Source organism: Amycolatopsis palatopharyngis, from assembly GCF_003385185.1.
Classification (GTDB): Bacteria; Actinomycetota; Actinomycetes; order Mycobacteriales; family Pseudonocardiaceae; genus Amycolatopsis; species Amycolatopsis palatopharyngis.
Window position 1 is genome coordinate 26,506 of the sequence record NZ_PQHZ01000051.1, and the last position, 16,151, is coordinate 42,656.

Here is a 16,151-nt window from a genome sequence, read left to right on the forward strand (position 1 = left end):
ACCAGAGTTGCTGTATAAGCACGACGGGCCGCGGGCTCAGCTGTCGGCACCCTCCGCGATGAGACGCTGCACCTCACGCGCGACCAAGCCCAGCCGTGCCTCTTGCAGCAACGGAAGTTCACGGCGGCGACGACGTACCTGTGTGAGGTCGAGATCCACGACCGTAAGCGAGGACTCTCCCACCGGCGCTTGGGCGACAACCCTTCCCCACGGATCGAGGACACGCGAACCACCCCAGAACCGCGCTCCCGACTCCTCGCCCACCCGGTTCACGAACACCACCCAGCACTGTTGCAGCCGCGCAATGGACAGCAGCAGATCCGACCAGTACTGGGCAGTGTCAACCGAGCCCGGAGCCAGTCCCTCGGCGCTGTTCGTCGGCACCAGCATGACTTCCGCGCCGTCATGCGCGGCCAGCCACGGCAACATCGGCTGCCACGCGTCGTTGCAAATCAACGTAGCCATCCGGGAGAGCCTTGTGTCGAAGGCCCGGATGGCCTGGCCAGGACTTGAGTGCTTCCGCTCTTCCCAGCTCAGGTAATTCGGCAGGTACAGCTTGCGGTGGACGTGCACGACCTCGCCATCGGACAGATACACCGCGGCATTGAATCTGCGCAGCCGGCCGTCCTCGTGAAAGCCAACCACGACATCCGGGCCTAAGCGGGACAAGGCGAGCAGGCGCGGATCGTTCGCCGACAACGAACTGTCCTCCACCGTCCCCAACGCATAGCCGTTCACGCTGAGTTCGGGAAAAACAACAAGGTCCGCCCCCTCGGCGGCCGCCTCCTTGACGGTCCGCTCTGCCTCGGCAATGTTCTCGTCGACCGCACCGAGCCGACAATCCACTTGCGCCATCGCAACTCGCACAGATACACACTCCGTCCGCCAACTCGCCTGCGCGCCGACGCCGACGCATGAAAACGTAGGTATACCCGCGCCGAACAAGCTCGACAACAAGAGTTGCACACGCGACAACCGACGGGACGTGCCTGGCGTTTGCACCATCGAGTACAGGTCAGCGCGGTCTGACTCACGTCAGGAAAGGTACCGAGAGACCTGCGAGTAGCAACGTCACCAGTGCCCCGGTTACCACCTCGATCGGTGTGCGCGACCGACTGACCACGACCGCGCCCGCCACTTCCGCGAGCGCCAGAACCGTGGCCAGCACCAGCGTCCCCGCCGGGCCCAGCAGGTCCGCGAGCAGGACGGCCGCGAGCCCCAGCGGAAGCACCGTGACGGCTCGCTGACGCAGGCCTCCGGAGATCGCGGAGTAACCCCCTCCGAGTGCCGTCGCCACCGTCGCCAGCGCGACGACGACAGCCAACGCGGACTGCAAGAACTGGGCGTCGGCAGCGGCGAGAACGTCGCGCAACGATGTCGGCGAAAGTCCCAGCCGGATCGGCCCGAGCTGGTATAACGCCGCACCCGCTACGGCGAGCCCCAGTCCGGCGGCCAGCCACAGCCGCCACGACCGGAGCACGCCCCCACCTCCGGCGAACATGGGAAACGCCACCGCAGCGGCGAACAGCACACCGAAAGGGCCTGGCCCACTCTCCGGGATGTATCCCGACGGCGGCTCGACGGCGACGCAGAGCGCGACGAACGCCAAGGCCGCCACCAGCAACAGACCTGCCCCCCACCGCAGCAGAACGGGGTGGATCGTCACTCCGGCCACCCGCGCAGCCGTGACCAGCAGCACCAAGACGGCTGGGCCCACCCAGCCGATTTCTGGCACGACGTACGCCCCGAACACTGCGGCGCACACCGACACGACAGCGACGCTCGACGCCGTGCGCAACGCTGTCCCCACCTGGGGTCCGGCCTGCGGATCCGCAGGCGACGACGCCAGCAGGCCCCCTCGGTCCACGCAGTACGCGAGCGCCGCGGCGAGCAGCAGCCCACCCAACAACCACCAGCCCGCGCCCGCCGCGCCGACCGCGATGGTGATCGGGATGAACGCCGCGACTCGCCCGAGCACCCGCCCTACCTCCCCTGCCGACCAACGTCGTCATTAGCATGGCTCACGATGCGGCGGGACAACCGCCCGCCCACATCAGTGCCGATGCGAACGCGCGAGGAGCCAGAAGTGACCGTGCCCAAGCTTGCCCTTTCCGACAACAGCGAGGCCGCTCTCGCCAAGACCAAGGCCGACGTCATCGTGATCGGCACGGTCCAAGGCACCGACGGCGTCGAACTCGCGGCCGGCACGGACGCCCTTGACTCCGCACTGGACGGCAGCACCGCCGACACCCTCCGCGCCCTCGGCGCTTCCGGCAAGGCCGAGGAGGTCGTGAAGCTGCCGACCATGGGCAAGCTGCCTGCCAAGGTCGTGTTCGCCGTCGGCCTCGGCAAGCGGGACGCGGACGGCGCGATCAGCCAGGAACAGGTCCGCCGCGCCGCGGGCGCGTCGGCTCGCGCACTCGCCGGCACCGGCAGGGCACTGACGACGCTGTCCGCTGTGGACTTGCAGGGCGCGGTGGAAGGTACCGTTCTCGGCGCCTACTCCTTCACTGAGTACAAGTCCGCACCCGGCGACGGCCCGGTGTCCACAGTGGATGTCGCGAGCCCCGAAGCCGGTACCGCGAAGGAGCACAAGGCAGCGCTCAAGGCTGCGACCGCGATCGCCGAGTCGGTGCTCGTCGCGCGGGACCTGATCAACACGCCGCCGAACGACCTCTTCCCCGCCTCCTTCGCGGAGCGGGCGAAGAAGCTGGCTGAAGCCGGTGGCCTCGAGATCGAGGTGCTCGACGAGAAGGCGCTCAAGCGCAAGGGATTCGGTGGCATCCTCGGTGTGGGCGGCGGCTCCTCGCGGCTGCCAAGGCTGGTCCGGGTGACCTACCGCGGCGCCAAGGCCAAGAAGAAGATCGCACTGGTCGGTAAGGGCATCACGTTCGACACCGGCGGCATCTCGATCAAGCCGGCCGCGAACATGGACAACATGACCTCGGACATGTCCGGTGCGGCGGCGGTACTCGCCTCGGTGGTGCTCGCGGCCAAGCTGAAGTACCCGCTCGAGGTGACCGCGACCATCCCGCTCGCCGAGAACATGCCCTCGTCCACCGCGTACCGGCCCGGCGACGTGCTGAGCATGTACGGCGGCAAAACGGTCGAGGTGCTCAACACCGACGCCGAGGGCAGGCTGGTGCTGGCCGACGCGATGGTGCGCGCGGCCGAGGACGAGCCCGACTACCTGATCGAGACGTCCACCCTCACCGGCGCGCAGATCGTCGCGCTCGGCAACCGCACCGCGGGCATCATGGGTTCCGACGAGTTCCGCGACCGGGTCGCCGGTATCGCCAGGGCAACCGGCGAGGGCGGCTGGGCGATGCCGCTGCCCGAGGAGCTGCGTGGCGAACTCGACTCCAGGCTCGCCGACCTCGCCAACGTGACCGGCAGCCGGTGGGGCGGGATGCTCGCGGCAGGGATCTTCCTGCGTGAGTTCGTCGCCGAGAACCTTCCGTGGGTGCACATCGACATCGCGGGCCCTTCGTACAACACCTCGGGGCCGTGGGGCTACACCGGCAAGGGCGGTACCGGCGTGCCGGTGCGCACCATCGCCGCGGTTCTGGCGGACATCGCCGACAACGGCTGATTCGTACCGCATGAGCGGGACTTGGCCTGCCGAGGAGTACCTCGAGGCGCTCACCAGGGACGTGCTCACCGCCGAGCACGCCCTGGCGGGCGCCGCCGTCGGCCACGCGGCCCTGCTACTCGCGGCCACCGGCTCTACCGCGGAGTCGGACCGGCTGGTCGGCCGCTGGTGTGCGCTCACCGAGCAACCCGCGGCCGACCTGCTCGCCACCGACGCGCTGCGCGCGCGGGCGTGGGCGATGCTGATCGAGGGACGCGACACGCCACCGGACTGGGCGCGCTCGCTCACTCCGCTGGACCTCGACGCGGCGGAGCAGGAACACCGCGCCCATCTCGTCAAGGGTGAATCCGGCTTCCCCGGAGAACTGCTCGGCGACAGCACGGCGGCCATGGTCATCTCCGGGGTCGCCGAGACCCTCGACACGCGGCGGCCACCGCATCCGCTGCGCGCACTGGCCGCCGAGGCGGACTCCCTCGCCACGGCCGGGGACGAGCGGGGCGCGGTGGCGGCGGTCGGCAGGTGGGCCGAGCGCGCCTCGGGCACGGCGCGACCCGACGTCGCCCTGCTCGCCGGCAGCCGCAGCCTGGTGCCGCTGCTGCGCTCGGGCGTCCTCGCCGACGCGCTCGGCCTGCCGTCGGACTGGGGAACCGGCTGCGCGGGAGCGCTGGTCGCAGCGCTCGGCGAGAGGTTCCAGCCAGACCCACCCGCCGCGAACTGGACCGAGCTGATCGATCGGGTGCTGCGGGCACGCGAGGCGCGCGCGCCCGCGCCGCCCCCCGCCGATCCAGCACACCTGGAGCGGGTGGAGCGAATGCTCGGGGCGGGATTGCCGAGCGACTACCGGGACTTCCTGCTGACCAGTGACGGGCTGCCCTCGGACGTGGTCTTCCCCCGGCTGCTGGGCGCTGCGGAACTCGTCGCGGCACCAGGTGGCGCGGTGACGGTGAGCGACCCGGCTAGCGGGTACTCGGTGATCACTCTCGTCCCGACCGGCCCGGGCTGGCGCGCGGTGGAACGGGACGAGGTGCTCGGCACCTCCGTCCACAGCGGCTTCCGCGCGCTACTGCTGGAGCACCTCCGGCTACTGGAGGAGAGCCGGTGATCCTGCCGGGTGCGAATGCGGAGTTTGGGACGTTGGAGTTCCCCAATGCCACATTGGGGACGTCTGAGTTCCCGAATGCCACATTGGGGACGTCTGAGTTCCCCAAAGCCACATTGGGGAACTCAGGCTTTGCCGGGGCGCCGCTTCTGCCGCTCGGTGTAGTCGCGCATCCGCTGGGGGTAGCCGACCTTCGCCACCTCGTAGATCGGCATCGAGCGCTTCTTGCCGAACTGCTGCGCGGCCTCGAGGCTGTCGATCCGGCGCCGCGTCCACTCGCCGTCATGCGCGATCAACACGATGGTGGTCTCGGTGACGGTCGTCCTGGGCTCCACGAACCCCTCGACGCCCTTGCGCGTATCCGCCCATTCGTCCAGGTGACGCGTGTCCGCCGAACTTGCCTTACGCAACGTACCGGGCTTGCCGGTGCCCTTGCCGCCGCTCTTGCGCCGTCTGCGCAGCGAGTCGAAAAGACCCACCTCGACCACCTCACCTCTCATCTCGACCTCGGCCCTGCCCACGATCATTATCCCGTGCATCCCCCAGGCCACGCCGCCGCCGTCCGGGGGCCGGTCGTGACCTCCCCCAAGGCAAGTCGCAACGCCTGCGGACATAGTGACAAGATGAGGAGTGTTGCGGGGCCGAACGGCTCAGGGCAACACCCCACGAGCACCACCGATGCCAGCCGAGGAGTTCTGAAGTGACCGACACCTCCGCCGACCTTGTGATCCTTGGTGGCGGATCGGGCGGCTATGCCGCGGCGTTCCGCGCGGCCGAGCTGGGCCTTTCCGTCACCCTGATCGAGAAGGACAAACTGGGCGGGACCTGCCTGCATCGCGGGTGTATCCCGACGAAGGCCCTCCTGCACGCGGCGGAGGTCGCCGACACAGCCCGAGACGGCGAGCAGTTCGGCGTGAAGTCGACCCTTGAGGGCATCGACATCGCCGGCGTGAACAAGTACAAGGACACGATCGTCGCGCGCCTCTACAAGGGGCTGCAGGGCCTGGCCAAGGCCCATAAGGTCAACCTGGTCGAGGGCACCGGCACCTACAAGGGCGGCACCACGGTCGAGGTCGACGGCACGAGCTACACCGGCAAGAACGTGCTGCTGGCCACCGGCTCGTACTCCAAGACACTGCCCGGCCTCGAGCTCGGCGGGCGCGTCATCGCCAGTGAGGACGCCCTCGCGCTGGACTACGTTCCGGAGAAGGTCGTCGTGCTCGGTGGCGGCGTCATCGGCGTCGAGTTCGCCAGCGTCTGGGCGTCCTTCGGCGTCGACGTCACCATCGTCGAGGCGCTGCCCCGGCTGGTCCCGAACGAGGACGAGTTCGCGTCCAAGCAGCTCGAGCGCGCGTTCCGCAGGCGCAAGATCGCCTTCAAGACCGGCGTGCGGTTCACCGGAGCGAAGCAGGACGACAACGGCGTGAGCGTGTCGCTGGAGTCCGGTGAGACGCTGGAGGCCGACCTGCTGCTGGTGGCCGTCGGCCGCGGACCGAACTCCGCGGGCCACGGCTACGAGGAAGCGGGCGTGACGATGGAGCGCGGCTTCGTCCGCACCGACGAGCGCCTGCGCACGAACCTGGACAACGTCTACGCGGTCGGCGACATCGTCCCCGGCCTGCAGCTGGCGCACCGCGGGTTCCAGCAGGGCATCTTCGTGGCCGAGGAGATCGCCGGACTCAACCCCAGGGTGATCGACGAGGACGGCATCCCCCGCGTCACCTACTCCCACCCCGAGGTCGCCTCCGTCGGACTCACCGAGGAGCAGGCCAAGGAGCGCTACGGGGCGGATGTGACCACGTTCACCTACGATCTCGGTGGTAACGGCAAGAGCCAGATCCTCAAGACTTCCGGTGCGATCAAGTTGGTGAAGGCACCGGACGGGCCGGTGGTCGGCCTGCATCTCGTCGGCGACCGCGTCGGCGAACTGATCGGCGAAGCACAGCTGATCTACAACTGGGAGGCGTTCCCCGAGGACGTCGCTCCCCTCATCCATGCACACCCGACCCAGTCCGAGGCTCTTGGCGAAGCACACCTTGCCCTCGCCGGCAAGCCGCTGCACGTGCACAGCTGACGCCGCAGAACAACGTCATCAATTTCCACACGCAAGGGAGTCAGCGAACGATGGCCTACTCCGTCACATTGCCGGAGCTCGGCGAGAGCGTCACGGAGGGCACCGTCACCCGGTGGTTGAAGCAGGAGGGTGACAGTGTCGCAGTGGACGAGCCGCTACTGGAGATTTCCACCGACAAGGTCGACACCGAGGTTCCGTCCCCGGTAGCCGGCACCGTAATGAAGATCAGCGCGCAGGAGGACGAGACCGTCGAGGTCGGCGGGGAACTCGCCGTCATCGACGACGGATCCGGCGGCGGTGCCGAGGCGGGTGGTTCCGCTCAGCCCCAGCAGTCGGAGCAGCCCCAGCAGCAGGAGCAGCCTCAGCAGGAGGCGCCGCAGCAGCCCGCGCAGGAGCAGGCAGCTCCCGCTCCGGCGGCCCAGCCCGAGCCGGAGCCTGCTCAGCAGGCACCGAGCGGGAACGGCTCCTCCGGCGGTTCCGGCACCCCGGTGAAGCTGCCCGAGCTCGGTGAGAGTGTCACCGAGGGCACCGTCACCCGGTGGCTCAAGCAGGTCGGCGACTCGGTCGAGGTGGACGAGCCACTGCTGGAGATCTCCACCGACAAGGTCGACACCGAAGTTCCCTCGCCAGTGGCAGGCACCGTCCTGTCCATCGAGGTGAACGAGGACGAGACCGTCGAGGTCGGCGGCACGCTTGCGACGATCGGCGACAAGAACGCGCAGCCCGCGCACCAGGCCCCGGCGCCCAAACAGCCGGAGCAGGCAGAGCCCCAGCAGGAAGCTCCCAAGCAGGAAGCTCCCAAGCAGGAAGCGCCGGCCCAGCAGTCCCAGCCGGCCCAGCCGAAGCAGCCGGAACCGCAGCAGGCACAGCCGAAGCAGCCCGAGCCGCAGGCTCAGGCTGCCCCCGCCGCCTCTGCGCCAGCCACCCCTGCGCCCGCTGCCGCCGCGGACACCGACGGCGCAGGCACGCCGTACGTCACCCCATTGGTGCGGAAGCTGGCCGCCGAGCACGACATCGACCTCGCGAGCCTCAACGGCAGCGGAGTCGGCGGGCGCATCCGCAAGCAGGACGTGCTGGCCGCGGTCGACGCGAAGCAGAAGCAGCAGCCCGCCGCCGAGCCGCAGCAGCAGGCGCCCGCGCCCGCCGCACAGGCCCCGGCGCCGGCGGCATCGTCCGCGCCTGTGTCGGACTCCGAGAAGGCTGCTCTGCGCGGCACCGTGCAGAAGGCCAACCGCATCCGGCAGATCACCGCGATCAAGACCAGGGAGTCGCTGCAGGTCTCGGCGCAGCTCACCCAGGTGCACGAGGTCGACGTCACCAAGATCGCCCGGCTACGGCAGCGGGCGAAGGCGGCCTTCAAGGAGCGGGAGGGCGTCAACCTGACGTTCCTGCCGTTCTTCGCGAAGGCGACGGTCGAGGCGCTGAAGCAGCACCCGAACGTCAACGCCTCGTACAACGAGGAGAGCAAGGAGATCACCTACCACGGTGCCGTTCACCTCGGCATCGCCGTGGACACCGAGCGCGGCCTGCTCTCGGTGGTCATCCACGACGCGGGTGAGCTCAGCCTCGCCGGGCTCGCGCACCGCATCGCCGACCTGGCGCAGCGGGCACGGACGAACAAGATCAAGCCCGACGAGCTGACCGGTGGCACCTTCACGGTGACCAACATCGGCAGCAACGGCGCACTGTTCGACACCCCGATCATCGTGCAGCCGCAGTCCGGCATGCTCGGCACGGGTGCCGTGGTGAAGCGCCCGATGGTGGTCGCCGACACCGAGGGCAACGACACCATCGCTGTGCGGTCGATGTCGTACCTGCCGCTCACCTACGACCACCGCCTGATCGACGGAGCCGACGCCGGTCGCTTCGTCACCACGATCAAGCAGCGGCTCGAGGAGGGCAACTTCGAGGACGAGCTCGGGCTCTGACAGAGGTTCAGGTGAGGGGGCGTCCGCTCGGCGGGCGCCCCCTCGTCGTTTCCGCATAGGGTGCTCTCATGCGAATCTTGATCGCCGGCGCCAGCGGCCTGATCGGTCAGGCACTCGTTCAGGAGCTGCGCGCCGCCGGCCACGAGGTGCGGCGGCTGGTGCGCAGGGAGACCTCGGCGACCGACGAGGTCAGCTGGGACCCGCCCGCGGGCCGGATCGAGGAAGGCGCGTTCGACGGCGTCGACGCGGTGGTGAACCTCTGCGGCGTCCCGCTTGCCTCAGGCCGATGGAGCGACGCGCGCAAGCAGGTCCTCACCGACAGCAGGGTGGAACCCACGGAGGTGCTCGCGGAGGCGGTCGCCCAGCAGGGCGTACCGATCTTGGTCAACGCGTCCGGGATCAACTACTACGGCGACACCGACAGCGCCGTCGTCGACGAGTCGGACAAGGCAGGCACCGGGTTTCTTGCCGAACTCTGCGTGCTCTGGGAAGCAGCCACCGCGCCGGCGGCACAGGCCGGGACGCGGGTTGTCCTGCTGCGCACCTCTCCGGTGCTCACCGGCAAGGGCGGTCTGCTCGGCACGCTGCGCCCGCTGTTCCGGCTCGGCCTCGGTGGCAGGCTTGGCGACGGCGAGCAGTACATGCCGTGGATCAGCCTCACCGACGAGGTGGCCGCGATCCGATTCGCCCTGGAAAACGACGAGGTCAGTGGACCGGTAAACCTCGCGTCGCCGCAGCCGGTGACCAACAGTGAGTTCACCAAGGCGTTCGCCCGCGCCCTGCACCGCCCGGCGCCGTGGTGGGTGCCGGGGGTGGCGCTGCGAGTCGCGCTCGGGGAAGCCGCCGACGAGATGATCCTGACCGGCCCGAGGGCGGTACCCGCCGTGCTCCGGCAGGCCGGGTTCGCGTTCACCCACACCGACCTCGACACGGCCCTCGCCGACGAACTGTGAGCCGAAGGTCGTTCGCGTTCGCTCCGGCGGGCGTCTGCCTCCTCGTCGCGTTCGTCGCGCTCGGGCTCCTGGCCCGGCGGCAGCCAACAGCGCTGGATGCCGCGATCGCGTCCGCCCTGCACGGTCAGTGGCGTTCGTCGCTGGGTGCGGTCGCGGTGGTGATCAGCGACGCGTTCGGCCCGATCCTCCCCGTCCTGCTCGCCGTGGCGCTGATGGTGGCAGCCATCAGACGAAGGCTGGCCGGGGACCGCGAGCGAGCTACCCTACTGCTGCGGGTCCTCGTGGTGCTCGTCCTGTGCAGGGCGACGAGCTTCGTATTCAAGCCGCTGTTCGACCGGCAGCGCCCACGGGAGTATCCCGACCTCGCTTACCCCAGCGGTCACGTGGTCTCGGTGGCGAGTGCGTGCTTCGCGCTCGCTCTGCTCTGCGGCTGGCTCGTACCGCGTCTGTTGCGGACCGCGGTCGCATTCTCGTTGGTCGCCACCGCGGTCAGCGCGGCGTTGCGGGTGTACCTGGGCGTGCACTGGTTCACCGACACGGTGGGCGCGGTCCTCGCTGTCACCGGCGTCGGGCTGCTCGCGAGCGCCGCGCTCGGGCTGCTGTCCGCTGGCCGGGACCCGGTGTCGGCCCGGCATGAAACGGCGTAACCTCGCTGCTGTGAGTGCTGTGAGTGCTGTAAACGCATCGGCGACCGCATCGACCGGGTCCTGTCGCGCCACCACCGATCCTGTCGACGTCAGGGAGGTCGGCACGATCGACTACCTGGAAGCGTGGGAGCTGCAGCGGTCGCATGCCGTCGCCCGTGCGGACGGCGCGGGTCCGGACACGATGCTGTTGCTCGAACACCCCTCGGTGTACACGGCGGGCAAGCGCACCGAAGCCGCGGACCGGCCGACCGACGGCACTCCGGTGATCGACGTGGACCGGGGCGGAAAGATCACCTGGCACGGCCCTGGCCAGTTGGTCGGTTATCCCATCCTCAAGCTCGCCGACCCGATCGACGTCGTGCACTACGTGCGGCGCCTCGAGGAGGCGCTGATTGTCGTGTGCGAGCGGTTCGGCGTCAGAACCGGTCGCGTCGAGGGCCGCAGCGGTGTCTGGATTCCCGCCGACGACCGCGGCCCCGAGCGCAAGATCGCCGCGATCGGAATTCGCGTACAGCGCGGCGTGACCATGCACGGATTCGAGCTGAACTGCAACGCCGACCTCGCCGCGTTCGACAAGATCGTGCCGTGCGGCATCCGGGACGCGGGAGTCACCTCGCTCAGCTTCGAGCTGGGCAGGGAAGTGACCGTGGCCGAGGTGCTGCCCCTCGCACGGGACGCCGTGCTCGCCGCGGTGGAGGGCGAGTTCCCCGTCAGTGACGATCGCTGGCTGCCGAGGCCGACGCCGCCGGAGTCCCCCACGGCTCCCGGCGTCACCTTCGCCCTGCGGTCGTGAGCGCACCGCTCAGCAGACGGCGTACTCGAGGCTGAGCGGCTACGGGATGCGCGACGGCGGCGGTTGGACGTTCCGACGTCTCGCATTCGATCCGCATTATGACGCGGAGGCGGTGGCCGACTTCCCCGGTGACGGGAACTGGCCATGTCCGGAATTCTGCTTCGAACACGACGGCAGCGTCGTCGCGGATCCCGTATTCCGGTGGGGAACTCCGCTGATCGTGCAAGTGACGCCGTTCTCCGCGCCCGAGTGGGTCGGCGTGTTCCCGGCAGGTGGCCTCGGTGTGGTGAATGGGGTGTTCGGCACACCAGCTCCTGACCAGATGATCGTCGTGGTGGACGGCGCCGCATATCTGCTGGCGGCCGTTGCGCCGGAGGCCGGCGCGCTGCTCTTGCACGAGCAGGTCAATCAGGTCGTGCCGGTGGCAGGTATGCCACTGTTGCTGTTGGCCGGCTCCACCGACATCGTCGCGGTCGGTCCCCAAGGCGTCGCGTGGCGATCTCCACGGCTGGGAATGGATGACCTGCGGGTGCTCGATGCGAACCAGAGCGGCATCCGCTGCTCCGTGGCCGCGCTCGGCGGTCACCCGGTACCCATCGTCTTGCACCCAGCGTTGGGTCAGTAGTCGAGCACCGCGAGATCGAGGCGGCTGAGACGGTCCGGATCCGCGATCACGTCGATCTCGGTGATCGTGCCCCCGGCGAAGGTGAAGCTGAGCGCCAGGAGCAGACGTCCTGCCGGAGCCATCACGAGCCCGACCGCTCCGTTCACCAGCGCGGGTTCGCTGGACATCGCCCGTTCCATGGCGCCCATCGCACCCCTGGCCACCGTGTGATCGCCGTGGACGACGATGGGCTCGGGGGTGGGAACGGCCGACCGGTCGGCTCGCAGCACCACTCCGGGGTGCAGCAACCCGACCAGCGCCTCGAAGTCCCCGCCGCGGGTGGCTGCCAGGAACGCGTCGACGACTCGACGCTGCAGGGTCAGGTCCGGGTCGGGTACCGGCGTGGCTCCCTTGACCCGGCGACGGGCACGGCTCGCGAGCTGCCTCGCCGCGGCCGGTGAGCGTTCGAGCATCGGGCCGATCTCGTCGAAGGGTACGGCGAACAGATCGTGCAGTACGAACGCGAGCCGCTCGGCCGGTGCCAGCGTGTCGAGCACCACCAGCAGCGCGAGTCCGACCGAGTCGGCGAGCACCGCTTCCTGCTCGGGATCAGCCCCGTCGTCACCGCTGACTGCCGAGTCCCGCACGTGGTCGCCGAGCGGCTCCTCACGCCGCGACTGGCGGGAGCGCAGCACGTTCAGGCATACCCGCGACAGCACCGTCGTCAGCCAACCCGCGAGGTTCTCGACCTCACTGGTGTCGGCGCGGGCAGCGCGCAACCATGCTTCCTGGACGGCGTCGTCGGCCTCACTCACCGAGCCGAGCATGCGGTGGGCCACCGCTCGCAGCCGTGGCCGGTGCTCCTCGAAACGCTCCGCCAGCCGGTCCCGCTCGTCCACGGCGGATGTTCCTTCCTCGCGGGAGTCACTAGTTCCGTGCGGGATCGCCTGCAGAATGGGCCGCGTCTGGTCCTCGCCGGTGTCAGGTCAGCTGCGGCATGACCTCGGTGGCGATGAGCTCGACGTGATCGAGATCGGCGAGATCGAGCACCTGGAGGTACAGCCGGGTGATGCCGGTGCGCTCGCGCCACTGTCCGATCCGGTCCACGGCCTCAGCCGGGCTTCCGGCGATCCCGTTGGCGCGCAACTCGTCGACCTCTCGCCCGATCGACTCCGCCCGACGAGCCAGCTCGGCCTCGTCGCGGCCGATCGCCACGACTTGAGCGGTCGAGCGGATGATCTCCTTCGGGTCCCGGCCCTCGGCTTTCGCCGCCGCATCAACGCGCTCGAACTGCGCCAACGCCGTATCGGGGTCGGTGAACGGCAGGTTGAACTCGTCGGCGTAGCGGGCCGCCAGCGCCGGCGTCCGCTTCTTGCCACCGCCACCGATGATCACCGGCGGACGTGGCCGCTGCGTGGGCTTGGGCAGGCCAGGGGCTTCGGACAGCTGGTAGTGCTCGCCGTCGAAGGAAAACGTCTCGCCCTCCGGGGTTTCCCAGAGGCCGGTGACGATCGCCAGCTGTTCGCTGTAGAGGTCGAAGCGCTCCCGGATCTCGGGCAGCGGCAGGCCATAGGCGGTGTGCTCGTCGGCGTACCAACCGGATCCCAGTCCCAGCTCGATCCGTCCGCCGGACATCTGGTCCACCTGAGCCACGGAGATCGCCAGTACCGAGGGATGCCGGAAGGTCGCGGCGGTGACCAGCGTGCCCAGCCGGATCCGCGAGGTCTCCCGAGCCAGTCCGGCCAGGGTCACCCAGGCGTCGGTGGGCCCGGGCAGGCCGGAGACCGATCCCATCTTGAGGTAGTGGTCGGAGCGGAAGAACGCGCCGAATCCCGCGTCCTCCGTCGTCCTCGCCGCGCGCAACAGGTCGTCGTATGTGGCCCCCTGCTGGGGCTCGGTGAAGATCCTCAGTTCCACAATCGCAGCGTAGCCGTCCCGGCCGTACTCCCGCTGCCCCTAACCGGGGCGCCGGATGCGGTTGAGCAGTTGCACGATCACGGCTTCGACCTCGGCGCCGACCTTCTTCGGATCGGCCGAGCCCGCGATCGCCGTGGCGGCCGAGGACAGGGCGCCGAACAGCAACCTGGCGGTGATCTCGACCGGAACCTCGTCGACCTCTCCCGCATCCACCAGAGCCTGCAGATTGCTGCGGATAAGGCCGAAGCTGAACTGGTCCTCCGCCTCTCGCCAGCGTTCCCACCCCATCACCACCGGGGCCTCATGAATAACTATTCGTTGATATGTGGGATCCAGACAGTTCTTGATAAATTCACGTAAACCATTAATTGCGCGATCCCATGGCGAATCCGGCCCGGAGAGAATCTTGTGCAGCCGTTCGAGGAACCGGGTCTCCACCGCATCGAAGGCAGCCTCGAACAAAGCCTGCTTTCCGCTGAAGTGGTGGTACAGAGCACCCTTGGTGACCCTGGCACGTTTCGCGATCTCGTCCAGCGAGGTACCCGCGTAACCACGTTTGGTGAACAGGTCCACCGCGCTGTCCACCAGCGCGGCACGAGTGGACTCGGAATAGTCGAGCCGCCTTGACTTCATTGTCGCCACGCTCACAACCTTACGCCAATCACGAAGCCCGTACTCATGGTATGTTGGCGACATCAGGGCCGTACCGAGAGTATGCCGCAAACCCGCAGTATGACTCGGGTCACGGAACCCGACTCCTGCCATTCCAGGGGTCACATTTCATGGAGGGGATGAGCCATGAGCTGGAACGACTTCTACCGACGTCGTGATGTCATCGACACCGTCCTGACGCTGGCCCGGCGGAACCCGGAGGGGGAACTCCCGTTCGCCGAGGTGCCAGGCGCCGAACTGGCGTTCGGTTCGCGAGAGAACCTGCTGCTGGCGCTGCACTACAAGTGGACCCAGTTGCTGGTCGGGCACCTCCGGGCCGAACTGGCCGGCCCCGAGGACGTTCCGGAAAGCGAACCCGACCGCGTGGACGCCGTCACGAGGGCTTGGCACAGCGCTGTGCGCGAACACGCCACCCTGCACCGTCTGCTCGACGCCAGCCTGGACCGGTACCCCGAGCTGCGCCCGCTCGACGAGGCGGAGAAGCGGATGCTGGCGATCACCACGGGGCTGGCCGATCCGCACGAGCCTGCGGACGAGGTGCTCAAGATCGGCACCGCCTTCGTCGCGCTGCTCAACCACTCGCCAAGCCGGGTGCCCGCACGCCGGCGCAATCCCGTCGGGCACCTGCTGCGGATGCTGGTCCCGGCGGGCTGAGTTCCGCTCGCCCTGAACTACTGGCCGGTATGGCGTGCTCGAGGCAGCTGTAGTTAGCTGACCGCATGGCTTCGACGAGCGCGAAATGGACGGAGGACCAGATTCCCGACCAGTCCGGGCGCACCGCGCTGGTCACTGGCGCGAACTCCGGACTGGGCCTGCGCACGGCGCAGGTGCTGGGTGCGAGGGGCGCAAGGGTGCTGATCGCCTGCCGCTCACGGGAACGCGGGGAGCAGGCCGTGCGGGAGGTCGCCGCGATGGCGGCGACCGAACCCGAACTGGTCCGGCTCGATCTCGCCGACCTGTCCTCCGTGCGTGATGCGGCCGAGCGGACCCGCGAGCTGACCGGGGACTCGCTCGACCTGCTGATCAACAACGCCGGTGTGATGGGCACTCCCCGTGGTGTCACCGAGGACGGCTTCGAGACTCAGCTCGGCACCAACCATCTCGGGCACGCGGCGCTCACCTGGCTGCTCATGCCCGCCCTGCGCGGCGCCGCGCAGGGCGAGCGCGAACGGCCTCGGATCGTCACCGTGTCCAGTATCGCGGCCGGCAGCGGGTGGCTCGACCTCGACGATCCCAACTTCGAACGCCGCCGCTACAGTCCCGCGGCCGCCTACGGGCAGGCCAAGCTCGCCAACCAGGTCTTCGCCATCGAACTGGACCGCAGGCTCCGCGTCTCCGGCGACGACATCCTCAGTGTCGCGGCGCACCCCGGCTACACCCGGTCCCAGCTCGGCTCCTCGATGGCTCGTTCATATGGCAGCCGGATCGTACGGGCGGCGGTGGGGACCGGCATCCGCATCGGTGAGTTCGCCCTCGCGCAGACCACGCGAATGGGCACGCTCCCCCAGCTGTACGCCGCGACCGCGCCCGGTGTCGCCGGCGGCGAGTACGTCGGGCCCGACGGCCCGCGCGGGCTACGCGGGCACCCCACCATCGTCTCCCCGCTCCGTCGCGCCCTTCCGGCGGAAAGCGGCTCTGGCCTGTGGGAACTCACCGCGAGGCTGACCGGCATCGCTCCCGATCCAGCCTGAACCACCGCCCGCCCCGCGCTGCGGGACGGGCGTACGCTGGCTGTGTGAGTGCATCTCCTGATGGTCGGAAGTTGTTGCGGCTTGAGGTTCGTAACAGTGAGACGCCGATTGAGAAGAAGCCGTCGTGGATTCGGACTCGGGTGCGGATGGGGCCGGAGTTCACGGAGTTGAAGGGTTTGGT

16 protein-coding genes and 1 pseudogene are annotated in these 16,151 nt (G+C 69.0%); 11 read left to right on the plus strand and 6 right to left on the minus strand.

The window, feature by feature from the left end:
- Positions 1–36 precede the first annotated feature (36 nt).
- Together D0C15_RS27845 and D0C15_RS27850 are read right to left on the minus strand one after the other, a co-directional pair.
- On the minus strand, positions 37–867 hold the full coding sequence (locus D0C15_RS27845) for a nitrilase-related carbon-nitrogen hydrolase (RefSeq protein WP_116051087.1): 831 nt from the start codon (positions 865–867) through the stop codon (positions 37–39).
- Between the two features lie 163 nt (positions 868–1,030).
- The gene (locus D0C15_RS27850; protein ID WP_116051088.1) at positions 1,031–1,978 is read right to left on the minus strand and encodes a hypothetical protein; all 948 of its coding nucleotides are present in this window, start codon (positions 1,976–1,978) and stop codon (positions 1,031–1,033) included.
- A 108-nt stretch (positions 1,979–2,086) separates the two neighbouring features.
- On the opposite strand from D0C15_RS27850, the gene D0C15_RS27855 reads away from it, so the two are divergent.
- Positions 2,087–3,592 (plus strand): leucyl aminopeptidase, encoded by a 1,506-nt coding sequence (locus D0C15_RS27855; protein ID WP_116051089.1) that lies wholly within the window; start codon positions 2,087–2,089, stop codon positions 3,590–3,592.
- Positions 3,593–3,602: 10 nt separating this feature from the next.
- Positions 3,603–4,694, plus strand: a complete 1,092-nt coding sequence (locus D0C15_RS27860; protein WP_116051090.1) for an SMI1/KNR4 family protein — start codon at positions 3,603–3,605, stop codon at positions 4,692–4,694.
- A 122-nt stretch (positions 4,695–4,816) separates the two neighbouring features.
- Here D0C15_RS27860 and D0C15_RS27865 read toward each other — a convergent pair whose 3' ends face one another.
- On the minus strand, positions 4,817–5,179 hold the full coding sequence (locus tag D0C15_RS27865) for an oxidoreductase (protein WP_162830280.1): 363 nt from the start codon (positions 5,177–5,179) through the stop codon (positions 4,817–4,819).
- Between the two features lie 212 nt (positions 5,180–5,391).
- On the opposite strand from D0C15_RS27865, the gene lpdA reads away from it, so the two are divergent.
- The 6 genes from lpdA to D0C15_RS27895 all read left to right on the plus strand — a co-directional run bounded on the left by lpdA (position 5,392) and on the right by D0C15_RS27895 (position 11,711).
- On the plus strand, positions 5,392–6,765 hold the full coding sequence (lpdA, locus tag D0C15_RS27870) for a dihydrolipoyl dehydrogenase (RefSeq protein WP_116051091.1): 1,374 nt from the start codon (positions 5,392–5,394) through the stop codon (positions 6,763–6,765).
- Between the two features lie 50 nt (positions 6,766–6,815).
- Positions 6,816–8,693, plus strand: coding sequence for a 2-oxoglutarate dehydrogenase, E2 component, dihydrolipoamide succinyltransferase (gene sucB, locus D0C15_RS27875; RefSeq protein WP_116051092.1), 1,878 nt, complete (start codon positions 6,816–6,818; stop codon positions 8,691–8,693).
- Positions 8,694–8,761: 68 nt separating this feature from the next.
- The gene (locus tag D0C15_RS27880; RefSeq protein ID WP_116051093.1) at positions 8,762–9,646 is read left to right on the plus strand and encodes a TIGR01777 family oxidoreductase; all 885 of its coding nucleotides are present in this window, start codon (positions 8,762–8,764) and stop codon (positions 9,644–9,646) included.
- Entirely contained in the window at positions 9,643–10,293 is a 651-nt protein-coding gene (locus tag D0C15_RS27885) for a phosphatase PAP2 family protein (protein ID WP_116051094.1), read from the plus strand. Before D0C15_RS27880 ends, D0C15_RS27885 begins: the two co-directional genes overlap by 4 nt.
- Positions 10,294–10,312: 19 nt before the next feature.
- The gene (gene lipB / locus D0C15_RS27890) at positions 10,313–11,086 is read left to right on the plus strand and encodes a lipoyl(octanoyl) transferase LipB (RefSeq protein ID WP_245976310.1); all 774 of its coding nucleotides are present in this window, start codon (positions 10,313–10,315) and stop codon (positions 11,084–11,086) included.
- A gap of 46 nt (positions 11,087–11,132) precedes the next feature.
- Complete coding sequence (locus D0C15_RS27895) at positions 11,133–11,711, plus strand: hypothetical protein (protein ID WP_116051096.1); 579 nt, start codon at positions 11,133–11,135, stop codon at positions 11,709–11,711.
- On the opposite strand, the gene D0C15_RS27900 is transcribed toward D0C15_RS27895, so the two are convergent.
- The 3 genes from D0C15_RS27900 to D0C15_RS27910 all read right to left on the minus strand — a co-directional run bounded on the left by D0C15_RS27900 (position 11,705) and on the right by D0C15_RS27910 (position 14,240).
- Complete coding sequence (locus tag D0C15_RS27900; protein ID WP_116051097.1) at positions 11,705–12,589, minus strand: sigma-70 family RNA polymerase sigma factor; 885 nt, start codon at positions 12,587–12,589, stop codon at positions 11,705–11,707. The genes D0C15_RS27895 and D0C15_RS27900 overlap by 7 nt on opposite strands.
- A gap of 82 nt (positions 12,590–12,671) precedes the next feature.
- On the minus strand, positions 12,672–13,607 hold the full coding sequence (locus D0C15_RS27905) for an LLM class F420-dependent oxidoreductase (protein ID WP_116051098.1): 936 nt from the start codon (positions 13,605–13,607) through the stop codon (positions 12,672–12,674).
- A gap of 39 nt (positions 13,608–13,646) precedes the next feature.
- Positions 13,647–14,240 carry a TetR/AcrR family transcriptional regulator gene (locus D0C15_RS27910; protein WP_116051099.1) on the minus strand — a complete coding sequence of 198 codons (594 nt, stop codon included), beginning with the start codon at positions 14,238–14,240 and terminating at the stop codon, positions 13,647–13,649.
- Between the two features lie 165 nt (positions 14,241–14,405).
- Between D0C15_RS27910 and D0C15_RS27915 the strand changes: the two genes are divergently transcribed.
- The 3 genes and pseudogenes from D0C15_RS27915 to D0C15_RS27925 form a co-directional block, all read left to right on the plus strand.
- Complete coding sequence (locus D0C15_RS27915) at positions 14,406–14,933, plus strand: hypothetical protein (protein WP_116051100.1); 528 nt, start codon at positions 14,406–14,408, stop codon at positions 14,931–14,933.
- A gap of 65 nt (positions 14,934–14,998) precedes the next feature.
- Positions 14,999–15,970 carry an oxidoreductase gene (locus tag D0C15_RS27920; protein WP_116051101.1) on the plus strand — a complete coding sequence of 324 codons (972 nt, stop codon included), beginning with the start codon at positions 14,999–15,001 and terminating at the stop codon, positions 15,968–15,970.
- A 44-nt stretch (positions 15,971–16,014) separates the two neighbouring features.
- Positions 16,015–16,151 (plus strand): annotated as a pseudogene (locus D0C15_RS27925) (lipoyl synthase); the annotation flags it as partial.

Coding starts and splice junctions, on each gene's coding strand:
- D0C15_RS27860 (WP_116051090.1), top strand. CDS start 3,603: ATGAGCGGGACTTGGCCTGCCGAGGAGTACCTCGAGGCGCTCACCAGG.
- sucB (WP_116051092.1), top strand. CDS start 6,816: ATGGCCTACTCCGTCACATTGCCGGAGCTCGGCGAGAGCGTCACGGAG.
- D0C15_RS27880 (WP_116051093.1), top strand. CDS start 8,762: ATGCGAATCTTGATCGCCGGCGCCAGCGGCCTGATCGGTCAGGCACTC.
- D0C15_RS27895 (WP_116051096.1), top strand. CDS start 11,133: ATGCGCGACGGCGGCGGTTGGACGTTCCGACGTCTCGCATTCGATCCG.
- D0C15_RS27910 (WP_116051099.1), bottom strand. CDS start 14,240: ATGAAGTCAAGGCGGCTCGACTATTCCGAGTCCACTCGTGCCGCGCTG.
- D0C15_RS27915 (WP_116051100.1), top strand. CDS start 14,406: ATGAGCTGGAACGACTTCTACCGACGTCGTGATGTCATCGACACCGTC.
- D0C15_RS27920 (WP_116051101.1), top strand. CDS start 14,999: ATGGCTTCGACGAGCGCGAAATGGACGGAGGACCAGATTCCCGACCAG.